A 20,854-nucleotide genomic window follows, 5' to 3' on the forward strand; every position below is an offset into this window, starting at 1 on the left:
CCCATCATTGCTTTAACCGCGAGACCGTTGCAATGATTTTGTGGCTTTGACCTGCAAAAACAACGATTGCACGCAACGAATCTGTTGCCTGGGATGCGAACGCAACGTAGCTTTTCATTCATCGGAAACAGCGGGGCCGCAAGGGCGCCGCTGACGCAGAAGGAGAAGCACCATGCAGACGTTCGCCACCGCCACCCCGATCGCCGCCGTCCTCGACGTCCCCGCCGGACGCATCCGCTTCATCGCCGCCGACCGTGCCGACACCACCGTGGAGATCCTCCCGGCCGACGCCGCCAAGGGCCGCGACGTGAAGGCCGCGGAGCAGATCACGGTCGCGTACGGCGACGGCGTCCTGCGGATCGCGGCCGCGGAGCCGAAGAACCGGATCCTCGGCGCCTCCGGAGCCGTCGAGGTGACGGTCCAGCTCCCCGCCGGATCGCGTGTCGAGGCCAGGACCGCCAGCGCCGAGATCCGCGGCGTCGGCCGGCTCGGCGACGTCGCCCTCGACAGCGCGCACGGCGAGGTCAAGCTCGACGAGACCGCGAGCGCCCGCCTCACCCTCCAGGCCGGCAGCATCACCGTCGGCCGCCTCGGCGGCCCCGCGGAGATCAGCACCCAGAAGGGCGACCTGCACGTCACCGAGGCCGTCCAGGGGGCGGTCGTCCTGCAGACGCAGGCCGGCGACATCTCCGTCGGCGCGGCCCGCGGATCCGACGCCACTCTCGATGCGGGCACCTCCTACGGCCGTGTCCACAACGCCCTCAAGAACACCGGCGGCGGCACGGACCTCGCCATCCACGCCACCACCGCCTACGGCGACATCACCGCCCGCAGCCTCTGACCGCCCGCAGCCTCCCGATCCGCAGCCCCCCAAGGAGCTCCCCCATGACCACCCCGGCCATCGCAGCCCGCGGGCTGCGCAAGTCCTACGGCGACAAGACGGTCCTCGACGGCATCGACCTGGCCGTACCGGCCGGCACGGTGTTCTCCCTGCTCGGCCCCAACGGGGCCGGCAAGACCACCGCCGTCAAGATCCTCTCCACCCTCGTCACCGCCGACGCCGGCGAACTGCACGTGGCCGGCCACGACCTGGCCGCCGACCCGCAGGCCGTGCGCGCCGCGATCGGCGTCACCGGCCAGTTCTCCGCCGTCGACGGACTGATCACCGGCGAGGAGAACATGCTCCTGATGGCGGACCTGCACCACCTGTCCCGGAGGGAGGGGCGTCGCGTCACCGGCGAACTGCTGGAGCGCTTCGACCTGGTGGAGGCCTCGAAGAAGCCCGCCGCCACCTACTCCGGCGGCATGAGGCGCCGCCTCGACATCGCCATGACCCTGGTCGGCGGCCCGCGCGTCATCTTCCTCGACGAACCGACCACCGGCCTCGACCCCCGCAGCCGCCACACCATGTGGCAGATCATCCGTGAGCTCGTCACCGGCGGCGTCACCGTCTTCCTCACCACCCAGTACCTCGAGGAGGCCGACCAGCTCGCCGACCGCATCGCCGTGCTCCACGGCGGCAGGATCGCCGCGGAGGGCAGTGCCGGCGAGCTGAAGCGGCTCGTCCCGGGCGGGCACGTCAGGCTCCGCTTCACCGACCCGGCCGCCTACCGGTCCGCCGCCCTCGCCCTGCCCGGGACCACCCGCGACGACGAGGCCCTGTCCTTGCAGGTCCCCAGCGACGGCAGCCAGCGCGACCTGCGCTCCGTCCTCGACCGGCTGGACTCCGCCGGCGTCGAGGCCGACGAGCTGACCGTGCACACCCCCGACCTCGACGACGTCTTCTTCGCCCTCACCGGCGGCGCCGCCATCCCCCACCAGCCCAAGGAGAACGCCCGATGAGCTCCCTCCCGCTCGCCGTCCGCGACTGCTCGACGATGCTGCGCCGCAACCTCCTGCACGCCCGGCGCTACCCGTCCCTGACGCTGAACCTGCTGCTCACCCCGGTCATGCTGCTGCTGCTCTTCGTCTACATCTTCGGCGACGTGATGAGCGCGGGCATGGGAGGCGGCGGAGCCGACCGCTCCGAGTACATCGCCTACGTCGTCCCGGGCATCCTGCTGATGACCATCGGCTCCACCGTCATCGGGGCGGCGGTGTCCGTCGCCACCGACATGTCCGAGGGGATCGTCGCCCGTTTCCGCACGATGGCGATCCACCGGGGCTCCGTCCTCATTGGGCACGTCGTCGGCAGTGTGCTGCAGTCGGTCGCCAGCGTGGTGCTCGTCGGCGCCGTCGCCGTGGCCATCGGCTTCCGCTCGAAGGACGCCACCGCCCTGGAATGGCTCGCGGCCTTCGGCCTCCTCGCCCTGTTCGCCCTCGCGCTCACCTGGATCGCGGTCGGCATGGGCATGGCCAGCCCGAACGCCGAGGCCGCCAGCAACAGCGCGATGCCGCTGATCCTCCTCCCGCTGATCTCCAGCGCGTTCACCCCGATCGCGGCGATGCCCGGCTGGTTCCAGCCGATCGCCCGGTACCAGCCCTTCACCCCCGCCATCGAGACCCTCCGCGGTCTCCTCCTCGGCACCGAGATCGGCAACAACGGGTGGATCGCGATCGCCTGGTGCGTGGGCCTCGCGGTCCTCGGCTACCGCTGGTCGGCCTCGAAGTTCGGCCAGGACACGAAGTAGTCCGCGACCGGCCCCCGCACCGAGGGCGGCGTACTTCCGACACCGTCGGCGTACGCCGCCCCGTCCGCGCGCCGGGCCGCTGCCCTGGGCACCGCCTCGCGGCAGGGGAGAAGGCGTCGCGGGCGACGGCACAAGGTCCCGTCGCCCGTGGCGCGTTGGCCGGGGTCGTGCACGCGACCGTACGGGCCACCGCGCACGGACCGTACGGGCCGCCGTGTCCGTACGGGCCGCAGCGGCCGCCCGGGGCACAGTGGCCGCCCGCGGCAGCGCGCCTGAGCTGCGGCGCGGCACCGCCCTGGTCTGCTGGCCGGTATGGCCTACACCCCCATGACCGCCCGCAGCCGGGACGAGGACCACCGCACGGCGACCCCGCTCGAGCTGTTCTTCGACCTCTGTTTCGTCGTCGCGGTCGCGCAGGCCGGCGCCCGGCTCGTGCACGCGCTCGCGGAGGGCCATCCCGGAACCGGGGTGATCGGCTACTTCTTCGTCTTCTTCGGCGTGTGGTGGGCCTGGATGAACTTCACCTGGTTCGCCTCCGCCTACGACTGCGACGACGTGCCGTACCGGATCGCGACGCTCGTGCAGATCGCCGGCGTCCTCGTCTACGCGGCGGGGGTGGGCGCGGCCTTCGACGAGAACGACTGGACCGTCGCCGTCATCGGCTACATCATCATGCGTGTCGCGCTGACGGGTCAGTGGCTGCGGGCCGCCGCCGGGGAGCGCGGCCCCGCCCGCACGGCGGCCCTGATCTACGCTGCCGGGCTGGTGATCTGCCAGATCGGCTGGGTGGCCCTGCTGTTCGCGCCGGACGACGCCAAGCGCTGGCTGTTCCTCGTCCTCGTCGCGGCGGAGCTGCTGGTCCCGGTGATCGCCGAGCGCGGCCACCGGACGCCGTGGCACGCGCACCACATCGTCGAGCGGTACGGCCTGTTCACCATCATCGTGCTGGGCGAGACGATCGCGGCGAGCACGGTGGCCGTGAAGTCCGCGCTCGACGAGCACGAGGCCCTCGACCTGCTGCTCCCCATCGCCGCGGGCGGGCTGCTGATCGTGTTCGCCGCGTGGTGGATCTACTTCGCCGTACCGATGCACCAGCACCTGAACTCCAACCGGGAGGCCATCCCGTGGGGTTACGGCCACCTGCTGGTCTTCGCGTCCGGTGCGGCGATCGGTGCGGGCATCGAGGTCGCGGTCGAGCACGCCGTCGGCAAGGCGCACATCTCCCAGGTCGCCGCGAACGCCTCCGTCATGGTCCCGGCCGCGGCCTTCCTCTTCATGGTGTGGCTGCTGCACTCGCGCCACTTCAAGCGCGGCCTCGCCCAGCAGCTGGTGCTGCCGGTCGCCGCCCTGGTCACCCTCGCCTGCACCTGGACGGGCGCCTACGCCGTCCTCTACGCGGGGCTCGTCGCGGCGGCCACGGTCACCGTCGGCGTGGTCCTCGCCGAGCGACGGGGCGTCGGGGCCCCGTAGCGGCCGGCCGGCCGGACCGTCACCCCCACGCCCCCGCCGCCGTTCTCCACCGCGGAACGAGCAGAGCGAACAGGACGCACCGCACCGACTGGAGGCCACGGCCATGACACTCCCGGCGCAACGCCACGGCACCGACCCCGGCAGGGAGTTGGCCGAGCCGGGCTTCTGGCAGCAGCCGCCCGCCCACCGGCTCGCCGTCTTCGCCCGCCTGCGCGCCGCCGAGGGCCCCGTGTTCGTGCCCGAGGGGGCCGGTCACTGGGCCCTCGTCCGGCACGCCCACGTGCAGGAGGCCAGCCGGCTGCCCAAGGTCTTCGCCAGCGCCCCCGGCGTGACCACCCCCGAGCCGGCCCGCTGGGTCCGCGCCCTGTTCGGCGACTCGATGGTCAACCTCGACGGACCGGACCACGCCCAGCTCCGCAAGATCGTCCAGCGGGCCTTCACCCCGCGGCTGCTGGCCGCCGCCGAGGCCGACATCCACGCCGTGGCCGCCCGCATCGTGGACGACGTACTGGCCGACCGGCCCGACGAGTTCGTCTCGGCGGTGGCCTCCCGGCTGCCGCTGGAGGTCATCTGCAACATGATGGGCATCCCGGAGCGCTTCCGCGCCGAGATCGCCGACCGGGTCAACCACGCCTCGGAGAACATCGGCGTGGAGCGCGGCCTGGCCTCCCGGCTGCGGATGCCCGGCCGCGGGCTGCGCGCGCTGGCCCGGATGCAGCGGATGGTGGCGGGCATCGGCCGGGAGCGCCGCAAGAACCCCACCGACGACCTGATCTCGGCGCTGGTCTGCGCGAACGTCGACGGCCAGGCCCTCGGGGCCCGCCAACTCGGCGCCTTCTTCTCCCTCTTGATGGTCGCCGGGGTGGAGACCACCCGCAATGCCATCACCCACGGGCTGACCCTGCTGACCGACCACCCCGACCAGCGGGACCTGCTGCTCTGCGACTTCGACAGGCACGCGGACGGCGCCGTCGACGAGATGATCCGGCACTCGACGCCGATCATCCAGTTCCGCCGGACCGTGGTCGCCGAGCACACCCTGGGCGGCCGCACCTTCCGGCCCGGCGAGAAGGTGGTCCTGTACTACGCCTCCGCCAACCGCGACGAGTCGGTCTTCCCCGACCCCGACGCCTTCGTCATCACCCGCTCACCCAATCCGCACCTGGGCTTCGGGGGCGGCGGACCGCACTTCTGCCTGGGCGCCCATCTGGCCCGGGTGGAGATGAAGGCGCTCTTCCGCGAGCTGCTGACCCGGCCGGTGGGGCTGCGCGCGGTGGGCCTGCCGGACCTGGCGGGCTCGAACTTCGACAACCGGGTCCGTTCGCTCAGGTTCGCCTTCGAGCGGCCCTGAAGGGCGGCCCCGCAGGGCGGCACCGAGGGGCGGCCCCGCGGGACGGGCCGTGGGAGGGGCCGGCCACCGGGCGGGCTGGGAGCCCGGCGGCCGGAGCGGGTGGGGTGGGCGGAGCGGGTGGGGCGGGCGCCCGGCGGGCGGCTACTTCTGCAGGCGCCGCACGGAGAGCACACAGTGGGCGCTGCCCGTGAGGACCTCCTCGTCGCCCGCGAAGGCCTGGAGGGTCTTCGCGTCGACCGGCCGCCCCGGGACCGCCTCGGGCCAGGCGCGCGTGGCGAAGAGGAAGTAGGCCTGCCCGCTCTCGTCCGCCGCGGCGACCCACTCGTCGGGGGCGGTGCACTGCGCGTTCATCCCGGGCAGGGTGAGCGCGATCTGGTTGCCCTCCAGCAGGATCTGCACCGGGAAGCCGGCCGGGTTGCGGGTGCCGTCCATGACGACGTCGCCGATGGGCAGGCCGATCTCCTCCAGCAGCCCGCGGGCCGCCGCCTCACCGGCCTCCCTGCCACCCGGGCCGTCGCCCAGGGTGTAGGCGAGGAGGTAGGGGATGTCGTGCGCCTCCGAGGGGTCGCCGATCCAGGCGAGCACCGAAAGGGTGCCGAGCTGGGACCGGTCGATTTCGGCTTGAGTAGAAGTCATGCGCCGCACCCTAGTGGTCCCGCGCCCGGGCCTTTCACGGCCTTTCACCCGGGCGGGCTAGACGGCCCAGAATCCCTCTCCGGTATTCGCCCTGATGTTCGCGTCCTGGTATTCGAGCCGCACAATGCGCGCGTTTTCCGGGATTTCGAACACCACCCACCCCTCTGCCCGCTCACCGACCTCCAGGGAATCGAAGACGATCGGTTTGCCGGTCGTCAGCTCACCGGTGGGCACCACCGGGTGGCGCTGCCCCGCGCCGTCGTGCGCCCACATGCGTCCGAGCGCCCCGTACGAGGCACCGCCCACGTTGACGAAGGACATCGAGGCGGCCACCCAGCGCCGGCCGGCGGGCGGGGCGTAGTTCTTGTCGACGCTGATGGCCGGGTCCACGTAGGCGCCGAGCACGACTTCCAGATGGCGGCCGACCTGCGTGCCGTGCACCCGTACGGCGTCACCCACATGGGCATCCTTCGCGCCCGGCCGTCCGGGAGCCGCCCCACCCCCCGGAGCACCGTCGTCCACCGGGACGGCCGGCGCCGCGGCCGGAGCGGGGGCGGCCGACCCGGGAACGCTCTGGCAGCCGGAGGCGCCGAGCAGCAGCAGCGGGAGGAGGGCGAGGGCGGGGAGGGCGGGCTGGCGCATGAAAGATCCCTTCGGGGACGTATTGCGGCCAGTTTCACGCGCCCGGGCAGGCAATTGCACACACCGACACGAGTGCGGGGAGCGAGTGCGTACGGCCACCTGCCAGCACAATGCGTTCCGGCGGAATACCGCCGCCCGCACCCCCTGGAGGAAGAATGCGCATCTCCCCGCACCGAATGGCCCTCGCGGCCTTCTCCGCACTGGCCGCCACCACGCTGTTCTGCGCCCCGGCCGGCGCCACCGTTTTCAATCAAGGTATTTCCGTACACCACGACGCGTACGTCGCGGGCGACGGCACCGTCACCCTTTCCGGGTCGTACCGCTGCGAGCAGGCTTCACCCAGGGGGGCGATGCAGATCAAGGCGACCGTCGAGCACGAGGGCGGCCGGCTGAGCATCGGCGCGGAGCAGCCCGTCTGCGACGGCACGGAGCGCCGGTGGGTGGCCACGGCCCCGGGCCGCTGGGTGAACGTGCGGCCGGGCCACGCGGTGGTCACCGCCGAGCTCCAGGAGGTCCGCCTCTCGGGCCTGATGCCGAGGTCGGTCGCCACCGTCGCCCAGGACAGGCAGGACGTCGAGGTGCGCAGGCACTGAACCGTGCGCGGCCGTGGCGTCTTCCCGGTAGCCGCCGCTACCGGGACCGGCACTCGGGCGCGACGCCCGTCATCGACATGAAGGCCACCGCCTGGCAGCCGGGGTCCGCGTGCGGCCGTCCCGTCGTCCGGTCCACGACCGCCGGCACTCCGGCGGCCAGCAGGAGCGCGGCGAGGATGCCGGTCACGGCACCCCTGCTCAGCCTGCGCACAGCGCGTTCCGTTCCATGGTCGGCATCATCACCCCGGCCCCGGCGGCCCACAACTCGGCGTGTCCGTCCGGTCACCCCGCGCCCCGGGGGCCGCCGCCGACGTCGAACTCGCACCACACCGCCTTGCCGTCGCCCCGGGACTCCACGCCCCAGTGCGTGGCCAGGGCGTCCACCAGCAGCAGCCCGCGCCCCGTGGTGGCCGCCTCGCCGGGGCTGCGCCGGCGCGGCCACACGCTGGAGCGGTCCTTGACCCACAGCCGGATCCGCCGCACCGGCTCCGGCAGCACCTCCATGGTCAGCACCGCCCCGCCGTCGGTGTGCAGCAGGGCGTTGACCAGCAGCTCCCCCGCCGCCACCTCCACGTCGTCGGCGAGCTCCGGCACACCCCAGTCGCGCAGGGCCTGCCGCAGGGCGTAGCGGGCCTCCGAGAGGCCCTCCGGGTCCGCCTGGTGGATGTACTGGTGGATGCGCGGCGCCCGGTGGGTGCCGGGGTCGGGGGCCCTGCGCAGCACCAGCAGGGCCACGTCGTCCCCGGAGCCCCAGCGCTCCCACAGCCGGTCCGAGAGGTGGTCGGCGAGCGCCCCGGCGCCCTGGGGGCCGCTGCGCACCGCGTGGGCGAGGGCGTCCATGCCCGCGGTGATGGTCGTACCGGGCTCCTCCACGAGGCCGTCGGTGCACAGGACGAGCGTCTCGCCGGGTACCAGGTCGAGCTGGGTCTCGGGGAACTCCTCCTGCTCGAAGGCCGAGGCCAGGCCCAGCGGCAGGCCTCCGCGCACGTTGGGCCAGCCCGTCCGCCCGTCCGTGTGGCGGATCAGCGGGCCGAGATGGCCCGCGCGGACCGCGCGGACGCCGCCCGTCTCCAGGTCCACCTGCGCGTACATGCAGGTCGCGAAGCGCTCGGTGTCCAGCTCGGCGAGGAAGCGCGAGGCGCGTGCCAGCACCGTGGAGGGCGGGTGGCCCTCCCCCGCGTACGCCCGCAGCGCGATCCGCAGCTGGCCCATGATGGCCGCCGCGTGCGTGTCGTGGCCCTGTACGTCGCCCACGACGACGCCGACCCGGTTGCGGGGCAGCGCGATCACGTCGTACCAGTCCCCGCCGACCTCCCGCCCGCTCCAGGCGGCGTGGTAGCGGACCGCGATCTCCCCGCCGGAGATCTCCGGGATCCGGCGCGGCAGCATGGCCGCCTGCAGGCCCGTCGCGAACTCCCGTTCCTGGTCGAAGAGGAGGGCCCGCTGCAGGGACTGGGCCACGATGCCGGCCAGGCCCAGGCAGAGGTTGCGCTCCTCCGGGCTGAACTCCTCCCGGTGCCGGTAGAAGAGGACCAGTCCGCCGATGGCCTTGGCCTGGGCGATCAGCGGCAGGTAGGCGGCGGCGTCGAAGCGGATGCGGGCCAGGTAGTCCGCGAGGAGCGGGAACTCCCCGCCGAGCTCGGTGAGCGAGGTGACGAAACGTGCCTGCCTGGTCAGCACGGCGTGCGAGAGCGGCAGCGACCCGTCCATCCGGGTGAACCGGCGCTCGCTGAGGATCTCCAGCGACTCCCCGCTCAGCGCGATGATCTTCATGGTGCCGCCCTCGACCAGCCCGAGGGCCAGACCGTCCGCCCCGAGCCGCTCCAGCGCACCCGCCCCGGTCAGCGCGGCCGTCACATCGTCCACCGTCACCGCCCGGGACAGGGCCTCGGTGGTCCGCTGCACGATCGTCGTCTGCTGGGCGCGCGCCGCCTCCAGCTTGCGCAGCAGCGTCGCATGGGCCAGCTCCGCCGCCGCGTCCCGGACGATCCCGGCGATGTGCAGGGCCTGGCCCCCGGCGTCCCGCACCACCCGGCCCGTGGTGTGCGTCCACTGGTCGCGGCCGTCGCGCCGGTGCACCGTGAAGTAGGCGCCGAACGACTCCCCGCCCTCCTCCAGGACGCCGGCGATGGTCTCGCGCAGCCGGGCCGCGTCCTCGGGCCGCACGCGCAGCGCGGCGCCCTCCGCGGTGCCGTCGTACTCCTCGGGCTCCAGGTCGAACACGGCCATGGCGGCCGCGTCCAGCGCCACCGTCCCCGTGGCCAGGTCCCATTCGAAGCTGCCCATGCCGTTCAGCGCGAGCCGCTCCCCGGCGTCGGTCACAGGGGTCCGCCGGCCCGGCCCGGGTCCGTCGCGCTCCGCCGCTGCCACCGTCCGCACCCCCTAACGGCCGGGCCAGCACGGCTGGGAAATCAGCCGCTCCCACTCCTCGTCGGGATGCCCCGGCAGGGTGCGTCCGGCTTCCCGCCAGCGCCGCACGACGGAGAGGTAGATCGTGGCCGGGTCGGTGGCGGCGGCCGACGCGTACGGACCCGGGTACGGGCCCGCGTACGGTCCTGGGTGCGCCGGCCGGTCGTGCCCGGCGGGCGTGGCGGACTGTTCGCCGCGGCTGGCGGGAATGCGTACCCAGCCGCGGCCCTGCGCTCGCTCCGTGCTCATCACGGACCCCTTCTCACCGCGGCTCTCGCCGCAGGTACGTCTTCGGATGCCCTGGGGGTGCACCCGGGCCCGGCCCGGGGGAAGCAGCCCGGACGAGCCGGGCGACACCCGGGGAGCCCGGCCGCGGACCCCTGGCACCGAGGCGCTTGCGGACTCCTCTCACCAGTCTCCCCGCCGTGAAGCCCGCGCCGTGCACGAATCGCATGGAAGGGCCGAATGAGGGAGCCGCCAGCAGCCCCGCGAAGAACAGTCCGGGCCACGAGGACTCGAAGCCGGGGCCCAGCTCCGGGGCTCGGCCGTTGCCCACCGTCTTCAGGGCGGCCCGCAGCCCCGCGTCGAGCATGCCGAGCCGGGCCAGGTCCGGGGCGAAGCCGGTGGCCGCGATGACGTGGGCGACGTCCAGCACCACCGATTCACCCGCGGGTGTGGTCAGCCCGAGCCGGGTCCGCTCGCCCGCCGCCACCGCTCGGTGCAGCCGGTGGCCGAGCAGCGCCGGCACGCGCCGCTCGAAGCGGTCCCGCAGCCACCAGGCGCCGGCCGGGCCCAGCGCGGTCGCCGCGATCCGCTCCCGGGTGTGCGCGGGCAGCCGGCGCACCGCCCAGGGCAGCTCCGACCACACCCAGCTGCGCCAGCCCGTGCCGAGGCCGCTGTGCGGATCGCGCAGGGCGCGCAGCGGGGGCCGGCTCAACGGCTGCGGGACGGTGTTCCAGTTCAGCCGGGAGCGCCGGGCCACCAGGCAGGGCCTGGCACCCTGCTCGGCCAGCAGGGCGGCGGTCTCCAGGGCGGCCTGCCCGGCCCCGAGCACGGCGACCTCGCGGCCGGCGAAGCCGGACAGGTCCCGGTGGCCGCTGCTGTGCGAGTAGTGGGCGGGCGGGAGGTCCCGCAGCGCCTCGGGGTGCTGGGCGAAGGGCATCACCCCGACGGCGACGGCGACCGTACGGGCGAGCAGCGGCGGTCCCTCGGCCGTGCGGACGCGGAAGCCGCCGCCCTGCGGGGTCACCTCCGTGACGGTCACCTCCTCCACCTGCGGCCCGGCGTGCCGGGCGAACCACATCCCGTACGCGCTGAACGTGCCGATGGGCAGCGGAGTGCCGTGTTCCGCGACGGTTCCGAGGGAGGCGCAGTATTCGGCCAGGGTGTGCCGCCCGTCCGGCGCGGACAGGTTGGAGGACCAGGGCTCGGACTTCAGGTACATGCCGTCGGGCATGTGGTCGCGCCACGACGCCATGGGCCGCCCCAGCACCCGTACGCCCAGGCCCGCGCCGGCCGCGTGGGCGGCGATCGACAGCCCGTACGGGCCCGCGCCGATCACCACGAGGTCGTCGATCCGCGTCACACCCGCTCCTTCAGCACCGTGGTCACCTGCCCGGCCCCGGCCGCCGGTCCCCGCCCGCTCAACGGGTCACCAGTTCGTCCGGCTCGGCCGAAGCCCCGGGCGGGCGGGGGCAGGAGACCGCGGAGGTCACGCCCGACCGCTCCCGTCCGCGCTGCCGGGGCGTACGGACGACCGCGCGCGCGGTGCGGCGTCCCTGCGCCGGGACACCGCGCAGGACCCGTACCCCCTTGGCCGCGCCGCGTCCCAGGAACGCCGCGAGCATCGCGAGGAACGGCCGGAGGTCGTCGGAGGCGAACCAGGCGGCCTCGACCCGCCCCCGCTCCGGGGCCGGTCCCGGCTTCGGGGAGGCGGTGTCCGCCGCCGGGCGGCGGCGCGGCAGCGTACGGCCCCGTACGGCCGCCAGCAGGGCGTAGTTCTCCGCGACGAAGACGCGGCCCGCGCCGCCCGACGCCTGCGGCACCCGCTGGCCCGTCAGATCCAGGTACATCGCCTGGACCACGTCCAGTCCCGCCGCGTCCGCGAACAGCCTGAACTGCGCGCCCGGGCGGGGGTTGAAGTCCACCAGCCGGAAGACCCCGCGCTCGTCCCGGCGGAAGTCCAGGTCCAGGATCCCCTCGTAGCCGAGGTGTTCGGCGAGCCGCAGCGCCGCCTCCTCCACCGCCGGGTCGGGCAGCCAGCGCCCCACCGCCGTCAGCCCCGTGCGCACCGGCCAGGACAGTTCCTTGCGGCCCGATCCGACGAGCAGCGGGTGCCCGCCTCGGGTGAAGGCGCCGTGGAAGAACCAGTCGGTGTCGGGGCCGGCCGGCAGGAACCGCTGGAGCAGCAGCCGGCTCCCCGCCTCCGCGGAGCGCTCGTACAGTCGGCGCGCCTCGGCGGTGGTGTGCACGAGCGTGGTGCTGCGCAGGCCGTCCGCCCCGGCGGGCAGCAGCCACGGCCGGCTCCACTTGGCCACCACCGGCAGGCCCAGCCGCCAGGCCGCCTCCGCCGCCTCGGCTCCGCTCGCCGGGACGACGGTCTGCGGGTGCGGGACCCCCCACCGCGCGCACAGCCGCGACAGCTCGGCCTTGTCGGCCACCCGGGCAGGCAGGTTGTCGGGCTGGTGGGGGATCCGGAAACGCTCGCGGAGCATCGGGGCGACCCGGGACACGGCGATGGCGCTCAGGTCGTCCATCGCGATGAGCACGGCCGGGCGGCCGATCCGCTCCGACACCCCGGTCAGGCACTCCAGCAGGGCCTCGGGCGTCTCCGGATCCAGCCCGCCGGGAGGACCGGGGTGTACGGCGTGCAGGTACCGCGAACGCCCCATGGGACCTCCCCCGGCTTCGACGACGGCATGGACCTCCACGCCCTTGCGGCCAAGGGATCTGACGGCGCCGAGGGTCCCGTGGTGGAAGGGATTGCGGTCGAGTCTGAGCACAACGGCGGGCACATGGTTGGCGAACGCGTGCATGGCAACGGTGTCTTTCACCTAGTCGGACCAAGCGGGGGTGGTGTGCAGCTGCTAATGGCCTACGTGGCAGTCACCGGACAGGCCATTCGTCAGATTTGATGCCTAACGTCTCTGGTAAGCACACCGATTCAGGAAAGCCCGGGAGACGCCATGCCCACACCACGCCGCCGACTGGCGAGCACCTGCATCGGTACGGTCACGGCCGGACTGCTCGCCACCGGGGCCGCCCTCGCGACGCCGGACGAGAACCGGACCGAGGACTCCGGCACCGCCATGGGCGCCTATCTCGCCTACGGCCCCGACGGGGTGGCCCGCATCCCGCACCTCTCGCGCTGGCTCGGCGGCAAGGAGATCCGGGTCGGCCACACCTATCTCCCCGGCGACCAGTGGGCGGGCATCGAGGGCCGGGTCTCCTTCCTGGAGGACTGGGCCCGGTGGCGCCTCGCGGACGACGACCGGATGTTCGTCCTCAACGTGCCCATGCAGGCGCGCAACGAGGCGCGGGTGCCCGACCAGCAGGTGGCCCGGCTGATCCGGGCGGGCGCGGAGGGCGAGTACGACGTGCACTTCCGCAGGCTCGCCGAGCGTCTGGTGTCGCTGGGCGTGCCGGACACCGTCATCGTGCTCGGCTGGGAGATGAACGGCGTCACCTACACCCACCGCTGCCGCCCCGACCCGGCGAACTGGAAGGTGTACTGGCGCCGCATCGTCACCGTGATGCGCGCCGTGCCCGGCCAGAAGTTCAAATTCGACTTCGCCCCGAACAGGGGCACGGACGCGATCGGCTGGACGAAGTGCTACCCGGGCGACGACTACGTCGACATCATCGGGATGGATTCCTACGACCAGGGGCCCGGACAGACCTTCGACGACCAGATCTCCCAGCCGTACGGCCTCCAGAAGCACGTCGACTTCGCGCGGGCACACCGCAAAGCGATCTCCTACCCGGAGTGGGGCCTGTTCCGGCGAGGCGACAATCCGGAGTACGTGCGGCGCATGCTGCAGTGGATCGCGCAGCACAAGCCGCTCTACCACACCATCACCGACTACTGCCCGCACGGCGTGTGGCAGTGCAAGCAGAACCCGCAGTCCACGAGGGTGTTCCGGGACGCTCTGACACCCGAGGTGCCCGGCCCGGTGGTCCCGACGCCGGTCGTGCCGACGCCGGTCGTGCCGACGCCGGTGGTGCCGACCCCCGTGGTGCCCACGCCGGCCGTTCCCACCCCGGCCATCCCGACCCCGCAGGTCCCGACCCCGGCAGTCCCGACCCCGCAGGTGCCCACCCCGGCCATCCCGACCCCGCAGGTCCCGACCCCGGCAGTCCCGACCCCGCAGGTGCCCGAGCCCTCGCCGGTGGAAACGAGCCCGGTCGCGCCGACCCCGGTCGCGCCGAGCCCGGAGGTCCCGACCCCGGTCGCGCCGAGCCCGGAGGTCCCGACCCCCGTCGCCCCGAGCAGCAGCCCCAGCCCCAGCCCGCTGGAGCCGAGCCCCGCCGTCCCCGAGCCCGTCACCCCCAGCCCCGACGTGCCGAAGCCCTCGCCCGTGACTCCCTCGCCCGTGGCGACGGCTCCCGTCACGCCGGGCCCGGTCGTACCCGTGCCCGCGCCCACACCTGCGAAGCCCCTGCCGCAGCCGCAGCGGCCGCCGCTCAACAGCATGCAGTGGTGCGTACCGATCAACTTCGGCGAGTGGCTGTCCAAGCTCGTCGGCAAGCAGTCGGTCTGCATCAAGCTCGACCTGGGCGACGACTCCGGCTTCTGGCCCTTCTAGACGCGTCATCGCACCCGCAGTTCGTTGAGCCGCGCCCGCCAGTCCCTGGCGGCCGGCAGCGCCTCGCGCAGCGCGTCCACCGCCCGCTCGCGCCCCGTCACCTGCGACTCGTGGAGCCGCAGCAGGGGCGCGAGCGCGCTCGTGGACATCAGGAAGCGCTGGTTGACGACCGTCCGGGGCCGCCAGTGGTTCTTGTACGGCTCGTTGCCCCGCAGGAAGCTGACCACCGGCCGGCCTTCGGCCAGCGCCCGCCGGGCCTCGTGGCGCAGCAGCAGCGTCGCCACGTCCACCTTGCGCGCCCGCAGGTCCGGGTCGGCCCCGTAGAGGTAGCCGCCGCTGAGGCCCGCCGACAGCAGCGTGACGTTGGCCGCCACCACCTTGCCGTCCAGCCGGAACTCCGTCAGCCGGCCCTCCCCCGCCCGCACCATCCGGCGGGTCGCCCGGGTGAGGTGCTCGGCGAAGCGGGGACGCAGGTGCTCGGGGGTCACCCCGCGGCCGCGCCACTGCTTCTCGTGCAGCCGCAGCAGGTTCCGTACCGCGCGCGGCACTTCGTGCTCGGTGGCCTCGTGCTCCTCGATCCCGGCCGCGTCGGTCTTGCGCAGCTTCGCCCGCACCCGCTGGGCGCCGGAGGCAGGCATCCGCTTGACCAGTTCGTCGAACGGCAGGGTCGGCAGCTCCATGCACGTGGAGTCGGCGAGCCTGCTGCCGATACCGGGCCACTGCCGGTACACCTCCTCGGCGGCGGCCCCCGGACGGACCTCCCGCAGGTCGACCACCGCGCCGCGGGCGGCCCGGTGCAGCCCGTGGGCCAGCGCCGGGACGACCTGGGCGGCGTGCTCCGCGGCCACGAGCACGTCGAAGTAGTCGGTGATCGGGCCGCCGAGGGGCACCAGCAGCGGAAGCGGCCGGTGCACGAGCATCAGGGCGGCCGCTCCGACCAGTTCCCCGCCGCGCCGGACGAGGACGATCCGGAGCCGGCCGTCCTTCCCGTACGACAGCCACCAGGAGTGCAGCCAGGCGTGGCTCTGGAACGGGGTGGCGGTGGGACAGGCGCGGACGAGCCGGTTCCACGGCTCCTCCAGCGCGGCGAACTGCCGGGGGTCGCGGCACAGCGTCACCGACAGGGCCCCGGCGGAGCCCGAACTCATCGCACGGACTCCTTCTCCTTGGCCGAGACCGGCTCACCCTGCGCGGGAAGCGTGGCGTACTCCTCGGCCACGCGCTCCGCGACCGGTTCGGCCGCCGGACCGGCCGCGGGCGCGGCCCCGCCCTCCTCGGGGCGTCGGGCGCGGCCGGGCCGGGCGAGCAGCCACAGGCCGCCCAGCAGCCCGCCGGCGCACAGCCCCACGGCGCCGCTGATGGCGGCGGACGGGGAGGCCGGGTCGGTGGGGGCCACGGCCTGGTTGAAGAGCAGGAGCTGGACGCCGGTGTTCTTGGCGGCCTGGTTGCTGCTCAGCGACAGGGCGTCGGCGACGGCGTTCGCGATGTCGGCGGCCTCGGCGGGACTCTTGGAGGTGCCGGTGATGGCGATCATCGGGGATTCGGGGGAGGTCTCGGCCCGTACCTGGGTCCGCAGCTGCCGCGCGGTGATGCCGGCGCGGGGCTGTGCGTAGGCGAGGGTGGAGCTGCTGGTGGCGATACGGGCGTACGCCTGCGCGAAGCCGAGGGCGGTGGCGGGCTCGGTGGTGTCGTCGGGAACGGCGACGACATAGCTGGTCGCGGCGTACTCGGGGGCCTTGAGCACCCCGTACGCGCCGCCTGCCGCCAGCCCCAGCACGGCGCAGGCGGGCAGCGGCCACCACACGGGGGGCCGGGTGAAACGCCGCCTGGGCCGCTTCCCGGACCGGTGGTCGCCCTTGCGCTCCGGCTTCCGGTCGGGGTTCTCCGGCTTCTCTGACTTCTTCGCCGCGGTGTCGGACATGGTCGTGCTCGCTTCCTGGAGGGAGGTGGGTTGCTTCGGGTCCCGGCCGGGACCCCTTCGGGGGTGCGGATCAGCCACGGGCGCCCGGCGTCTTCCGGGGGGAGCCGGGCCCGGGGACGGTGAGTCCCGCCGCCGGCCGCGGCGCGGGGTCCGGGGCCGCAGCGCCGGCCGGATCCGGTGCGGGGTCCGCGGCGGTGCCCGGCGTCCGCCGGTCCGGCGCGGCGCCCCGTGCCGTCGGCGCCGCTCCCGGCGCGGCCGACAGGGCGAGGTCGTAGACGTCCAGCAGCCGGCTCGCGCTGCGGGCGATGTCGTAGCGGCGCACGACCGGGGGCGGGGGCAGCCGGCGGGCGCCCGCCTCCATGTGGCCGCGCAGTGCCGCGAAGAGTTCCTCCGTGCCGGTGCCGATGCGGCGGGCCCCGGGGGCCTCCGCGGCGGGCAGGTCGTCGATGGCCGGACAGGTCACGTGCAGGACCGGAAGTCCGGCGGCCAGGGCCTCGACGACCGCGAGCCCGAAGGCCTCCTCCCGCGACGGCGAGACGAAGACGTCCATGGCGGCCAGCAGGGCCGGGATGCCGGGGGTGCGGCCGTCCGCGCTGTCGCCCAGCGGGTCCCGCTCGCCCAGCAGGTGGATGCGGCTCTGGGCGCCGAGCTCGGCGGCCAGCCGGCGCAGCCCCGCCCGCTCCGGGCCGTCCCCGGCCAGCAGCAGGTGGGCGCCCGGCAGCGCGGCCACGGCCCGCACCAGCACGTCGAACCGCTTGCCGGGGACCAGCCGGCCGACCCCGCCGACGACGAAGGCCCGCTCGGGCAGCCCGGTGCGGGCCCTCGTGGCCCGGCGGACGCCCTCGTCGAAGCGGAAGCGGACGGCCTCGATGCCGTTGGGGACGACGTGGACCCGCGCGGCCGGCACCCCCCATCCCTCCAGCCGGGCGGCGACGGTGTCGGAGACGGCCACGGTCGCCGCGCCCAGCCGCTCGCTGGCCAGGTACAGCGCGCGCACCCCGCCCGAGAGCGGCCGGCCCTCGATCTCGCCCTCGCCGAGGGAGTGCTCGGTGGCGACGGTCGCCCCGGTGCCCGCGAGCCGGGCCGCGAGGCGCCCGTACACGCAGGCCCGGTACAGGTGGGTGTGCACGAGGTCGTACCGGCCGCGGCGGATGAACCGGACGAGCCGCGGCACCGCCCCCAGGTCCCGGTTGCCGCGCATGCCCAGGTGCACGACCCGTACGCCGTCGGCGCGCAGCCCCTCGGCCACCGGGCCGGGGTTGGTCAGCGTCAGGACGTCGCACCGCATCGGCATGTGCCGCAGCAGCAGCCGCAGTTGCTGCTCGGCGCCGCCGACGCCGAGGCCGGTGATGACGTGCAGGGCCTTGACGGCCTCGATCGGCTTCACCGGTGCACCGCCCGCCGCAGCTCCCGGACCCGGTGGCGCACCTGCTTGACGCGCAGCCGAGTGCCGCTGTCGGCCTGGCTGACGTGCGTGCGCGGCAGGGCGTGCGGGCCGGCGAGCCGCCCGGGGTCGATGGCGCAGGCGTATCCGTAGCCGGCGGCGCGCGTCGCGTCGACGACCCGGGCGTCGAGGTGCCCGTACGGGTAGCAGAAGCCCTCGGGCAGGGTGCCGGTCAGCTCGCGCAGCAGGTCGCGGCTGCCGCGCAGTTCCTGCTGGAGCACGTCGTCGGCGGTGGCGGTGAGGTCCTGGTGGAGCAGGCCGTGCGAGCCGATCTCCTGTCCGGCGGCGGCGACTTCGCGGATCCCCTCGGCGGTGAGCAGGGACTTGCGGGGGCCCAGCGGGTCCCACACGTTGTGCACGCCGAGCCGTCCGGGCAGCACGAACAGGGTGGCGGTGCAGTCGTGGCGCTGGAGCAGCGGCAGCGCGTGGGTCAGGAAGTCGGTGTAGCCGTCGTCGAAGGTCAGTCCGACGAGCCCGGCTCCGCGTCCGGCGGCGCGGGCCCGCAGCAGTTCGCCGACCGACACCCCGCGCAGGCCCCGGGAGCGCAGCCACAGCAGCTGCGCCTCCAGGGCGAGCGGGGTCACGGTGATCCCGTACGGGTCCTCGGCGGGGTCGGTGAACTCGGCGACGGAGTGGTACATCAGGACCCACGGCGATGCGGTCCGGCGGGCGGGGACCACCACGGCGGCGGGGGCCGTGTCGGTGTCAGCGGGCATTGCGGAACCTCTGCGTGAACTGGGAGATCTGACCGGGCAGGGCGGTGACTTCGAGGGCGCGTATGGCCATGCCGGTGGCGCCGAACATGGCCGGGACGAGCAGGCAGCCGAGGCCGGCGCTGAGCAGCGGATCGGGGATCATCGGCCCGGCGATCCAGCCGGTGGCGCAGGCGGCGACGGCGGCCACCGCGAGCCGTCCGATGCTGACGGCGACCCGGCGGACGTGGATGGCGATGATCCGCGGGCCGAGACCGGTGAGCAGCAGGACGGCGGCGGTGGAGATGCCGGCGGCGTTGGCGGCGGCGATCCCGTAGGTGCCCCACCAGCGGACGGCGAAGGCTCCGGCCACGATGTTGACGAGCAGTCCGGCACCCATCGCGAGCGCCGGGAACCAGGTGGGCCGGGCGGTCGAGAAGAAGGGCCGGGACAGTGCCCCGACGAGGCAGTGGCCGAGCAGTCCGAGTCCGTAGACCCGCATGACGGAGGCGGTGGCGAGGGTGTCGTCGTGGGTGAAGGCGCCGCGTTCGAAGAGGACCTGGATGATCTGGGGGGCGTAGCCGATGACGAGTGCGGTGCCCATCAGGACGGCGAGGGAGGCCAGTGCCAGGTCCCGCTCCACACGGCGGCGGGCCTTGTCCCGCTCTCCGCCGGCCATGGCCTGGGCGACGACGGGGAAGGTGACGGTGCAGATCATCAGCGACAGCACCATCGGCATCTGCGCGACCTTCTGCGCGTAGTTGAGGTGGGAGATCGCCCCGGAGGGGAGCGAGGCGGCCAGGAACCGTTCGACGAGTACCTGCGACTGGCGGAAGACGGCGAAGAGGATGACGGGGGCGATGACCCCGAAGGCGATGAGGGTGGGGCGGTCGCGGTCGCGCTGGCTGCGCGGGGCGGCGGCCCGTCTGGCCCGGGGCGGGCCGAAGCCCACATGGCGGATGAAGGCGGGGAGTTGGACGAGCGCCATCAGCAGTCCGCCGACGGCGACGCCCGCGGCGGCGGCCCGCACGCCCCACAGGGAGTGGAGGGTCACCATCGTGGCGATGATGCCGATGTTGTACGAGACGTAGATCGCGGCGGGCGGCAGGAAGGAGCGGTGCGCGCGCAGTGCGGCACTGAAGTAGCCGGCGATTCCGAAGGAGAGCACGGTCAGCGCGGTCAGGCGGGTGCACTCGACGGCCAGTGCGGGGTCGGGCAGGCCGGGCGCGAGCACGGCGACGACGGCGGGCGCGGCGGCGACGAGGACGGCGGCGACGACGGCCAGGAGCAGCACCAGCCGCGGCAGGGTCGCCCCGACCAGCAGCCGTACGGGGTCCTGTGCGCGGGCCTGTCTGCGGGTCAGCCCGGCCCGGGCGGAGGCCCGCCGGGCCAGTGCGTGGCTGAAGGCCGGGACCATCAGCAGCGCCATGGCGTCCTCGATCAGCAGCGTCGAGGCCATCTCCGGGACGGTCCAGGCGATGAGGAAGGCGTCGCTGTCGTGCCCGGCGCCGAAGAGGTGCGCGATGGTCTGGTCGCGCACCAGCCCGAAGATGGCCCCGGCGGCGGTGAGCCCGGCGGTCACGGCGGCCGCCTTGGCCAGGAACCGCCCGAGCGGGGCGCCTGCGGCGGGCTCGGCGGACCGTCCGGCCGGCCCGGTGGACCCGCCCCGGCGGCGGCCGCGTCCGAACCGGCTCACGCCGGCCCCGACCGGATCACCGCCCCGGCGGACGCCCGGGGTGGAGCGTACGGAGGCCGCGGCACGGGGCTGTTCCCCGCCCGGTCCGGCGGCCCCGTCCTCGTGGCGGACATCGCCGAGCCCGTCGGCCGAAGCCCGGGCTCGGGACGCGTCGGCGGATGCGCCCGTGGGGCGCGCCGCCACCCGTACGCCGAGCCCCGCCGGGGCGCCGCCGGGATAGCCGGCGGCGCCGAACAGCGGCGTCCGCACGGCGGGAGCGCCGCCCGGCAGGCTCCCGGCGACGAACCCGGGGTCCGCCGGAACCGGTGCGGCCGCACCGCGGGACGGCCGGGCTCCGCCCCCGAACCGCGCAGCGGACCGTTCCGGGCCCGCGGTGACCGGCGCCGCGCCGCGGCCGGTGCGGCCCGGCCGGCCGGAGGCCGTCGGACCGGCCGCGCCGGCCGCGGGGGCCGGCTCGCCGCCCGGGGACGCGTCCGCGGGTGCGTTCGGCGCGTACCCGGCAGGGGCGGGGGCGGCCGGGACACGGGTGTGGCCCGCTCCGGCCGGAGGGCCGGAGGCGGGCCGC

The 20,854-nt window shown here is 74.5% G+C and carries 19 protein-coding genes; 7 read left to right on the top strand and 12 right to left on the bottom strand.

From position 1 onward, the window contains the following. Positions 1-172: 172 nt before the first annotated feature. From AVW11_RS13255 to AVW11_RS13275, 5 genes are all read left to right on the top strand, one after another. Positions 173-841, top strand: coding sequence for a DUF4097 family beta strand repeat-containing protein (locus tag AVW11_RS13255; RefSeq protein ID WP_060179417.1), 669 nt, complete (start codon positions 173-175; stop codon positions 839-841). A 44-nt stretch (positions 842-885) separates the two neighbouring features. Continuing rightward, positions 886-1,842, top strand: coding sequence for an ATP-binding cassette domain-containing protein (locus AVW11_RS13260; protein WP_060179418.1), 957 nt, complete (start codon positions 886-888; stop codon positions 1,840-1,842). Beyond that, the gene (locus tag AVW11_RS13265) at positions 1,839-2,630 is read left to right on the top strand and encodes an ABC transporter permease (RefSeq protein WP_030852546.1); all 792 of its coding nucleotides are present in this window, start codon (positions 1,839-1,841) and stop codon (positions 2,628-2,630) included. The genes AVW11_RS13260 and AVW11_RS13265 overlap by 4 nt, the downstream gene beginning before the upstream one ends. Before the next feature lie 312 nt (positions 2,631-2,942). After that, positions 2,943-4,100, top strand: coding sequence for a low temperature requirement protein A (locus tag AVW11_RS13270; protein WP_076044071.1), 1,158 nt, complete (start codon positions 2,943-2,945; stop codon positions 4,098-4,100). Between the two features lie 103 nt (positions 4,101-4,203). Further along, positions 4,204-5,451 carry a cytochrome P450 gene (locus AVW11_RS13275; protein WP_076044072.1) on the top strand — a complete coding sequence of 416 codons (1,248 nt, stop codon included), beginning with the start codon at positions 4,204-4,206 and terminating at the stop codon, positions 5,449-5,451. Between the two features lie 141 nt (positions 5,452-5,592). Here AVW11_RS13275 and AVW11_RS13280 read toward each other — a convergent pair whose 3' ends face one another. Next, positions 5,593-6,087, bottom strand: a complete 495-nt coding sequence (locus tag AVW11_RS13280) for a DUF5949 family protein (protein ID WP_030852554.1) — start codon at positions 6,085-6,087, stop codon at positions 5,593-5,595. Between the two features lie 57 nt (positions 6,088-6,144). Then, the gene (locus tag AVW11_RS13285) at positions 6,145-6,729 is read right to left on the bottom strand and encodes a DUF4352 domain-containing protein (protein WP_060179421.1); all 585 of its coding nucleotides are present in this window, start codon (positions 6,727-6,729) and stop codon (positions 6,145-6,147) included. A 155-nt stretch (positions 6,730-6,884) separates the two neighbouring features. Between AVW11_RS13285 and AVW11_RS13290 the strand changes: the two genes are divergently transcribed. Continuing rightward, positions 6,885-7,322, top strand: coding sequence for a DUF6299 family protein (locus AVW11_RS13290; protein WP_143568837.1), 438 nt, complete (start codon positions 6,885-6,887; stop codon positions 7,320-7,322). A 37-nt stretch (positions 7,323-7,359) separates the two neighbouring features. Here AVW11_RS13290 and AVW11_RS37395 read toward each other — a convergent pair whose 3' ends face one another. The 5 genes from AVW11_RS37395 to AVW11_RS13310 all read right to left on the bottom strand — a co-directional run bounded on the left by AVW11_RS37395 (position 7,360) and on the right by AVW11_RS13310 (position 12,622). Further along, on the bottom strand, positions 7,360-7,509 hold the full coding sequence (locus tag AVW11_RS37395) for a hypothetical protein (protein ID WP_158076134.1): 150 nt from the start codon (positions 7,507-7,509) through the stop codon (positions 7,360-7,362). A 95-nt stretch (positions 7,510-7,604) separates the two neighbouring features. Next, positions 7,605-9,608, bottom strand: a complete 2,004-nt coding sequence (locus tag AVW11_RS13295) for a SpoIIE family protein phosphatase (RefSeq protein ID WP_079070724.1) — start codon at positions 9,606-9,608, stop codon at positions 7,605-7,607. A 96-nt stretch (positions 9,609-9,704) separates the two neighbouring features. After that, positions 9,705-9,980 (bottom strand): hypothetical protein, encoded by a 276-nt coding sequence (locus AVW11_RS13300; protein ID WP_030852563.1) that lies wholly within the window; start codon positions 9,978-9,980, stop codon positions 9,705-9,707. 13 nt (positions 9,981-9,993) lie between these two features. Continuing rightward, entirely contained in the window at positions 9,994-11,307 is a 1,314-nt protein-coding gene (locus AVW11_RS13305) for an NAD(P)-binding domain-containing protein (protein WP_060179496.1), read from the bottom strand. A gap of 67 nt (positions 11,308-11,374) precedes the next feature. After that, positions 11,375-12,622, bottom strand: coding sequence for a carboxylate--amine ligase (locus tag AVW11_RS13310; RefSeq protein WP_420856379.1), 1,248 nt, complete (start codon positions 12,620-12,622; stop codon positions 11,375-11,377). A 294-nt stretch (positions 12,623-12,916) separates the two neighbouring features. Here AVW11_RS13310 and AVW11_RS13315 point away from each other — a divergent pair, with 294 nt between their 5' ends. Then, on the top strand, positions 12,917-14,536 hold the full coding sequence (locus tag AVW11_RS13315) for a glycoside hydrolase family 26 protein (protein ID WP_076044074.1): 1,620 nt from the start codon (positions 12,917-12,919) through the stop codon (positions 14,534-14,536). Between the two features lie 5 nt (positions 14,537-14,541). Here the strand turns inward: AVW11_RS13315 and AVW11_RS13320 are convergent, their stop codons facing one another. From AVW11_RS13320 to murJ, 5 genes are all read right to left on the bottom strand, one after another. Then, positions 14,542-15,684 (bottom strand): GNAT family N-acetyltransferase, encoded by a 1,143-nt coding sequence (locus AVW11_RS13320; protein ID WP_060179426.1) that lies wholly within the window; start codon positions 15,682-15,684, stop codon positions 14,542-14,544. Continuing rightward, the gene (locus tag AVW11_RS13325; protein ID WP_051700635.1) at positions 15,681-16,457 is read right to left on the bottom strand and encodes a YveK family protein; all 777 of its coding nucleotides are present in this window, start codon (positions 16,455-16,457) and stop codon (positions 15,681-15,683) included. The genes AVW11_RS13320 and AVW11_RS13325 overlap by 4 nt, the downstream gene beginning before the upstream one ends. A 70-nt stretch (positions 16,458-16,527) precedes the next feature. Continuing rightward, a complete protein-coding gene (locus AVW11_RS13330; protein WP_240528169.1) occupies positions 16,528-17,844 on the bottom strand; it encodes a glycosyltransferase in 1,317 nt (438 codons plus the stop codon). Beyond that, entirely contained in the window at positions 17,841-18,617 is a 777-nt protein-coding gene (locus AVW11_RS13335) for a polysaccharide deacetylase family protein (protein ID WP_076044075.1), read from the bottom strand. Before AVW11_RS13335 ends, AVW11_RS13330 begins: the two co-directional genes overlap by 4 nt. Next, the gene (murJ, locus tag AVW11_RS13340) at positions 18,607-20,289 is read right to left on the bottom strand and encodes a murein biosynthesis integral membrane protein MurJ (protein WP_167389224.1); all 1,683 of its coding nucleotides are present in this window, start codon (positions 20,287-20,289) and stop codon (positions 18,607-18,609) included. Before murJ ends, AVW11_RS13335 begins: the two co-directional genes overlap by 11 nt. Positions 20,290-20,854: the final 565 nt, after the last annotated feature.

Source organism: Streptomyces amritsarensis, assembly GCF_001953875.1.
Taxonomy (GTDB): Bacteria; Actinomycetota; Actinomycetes; order Streptomycetales; family Streptomycetaceae; genus Streptomyces; species Streptomyces amritsarensis.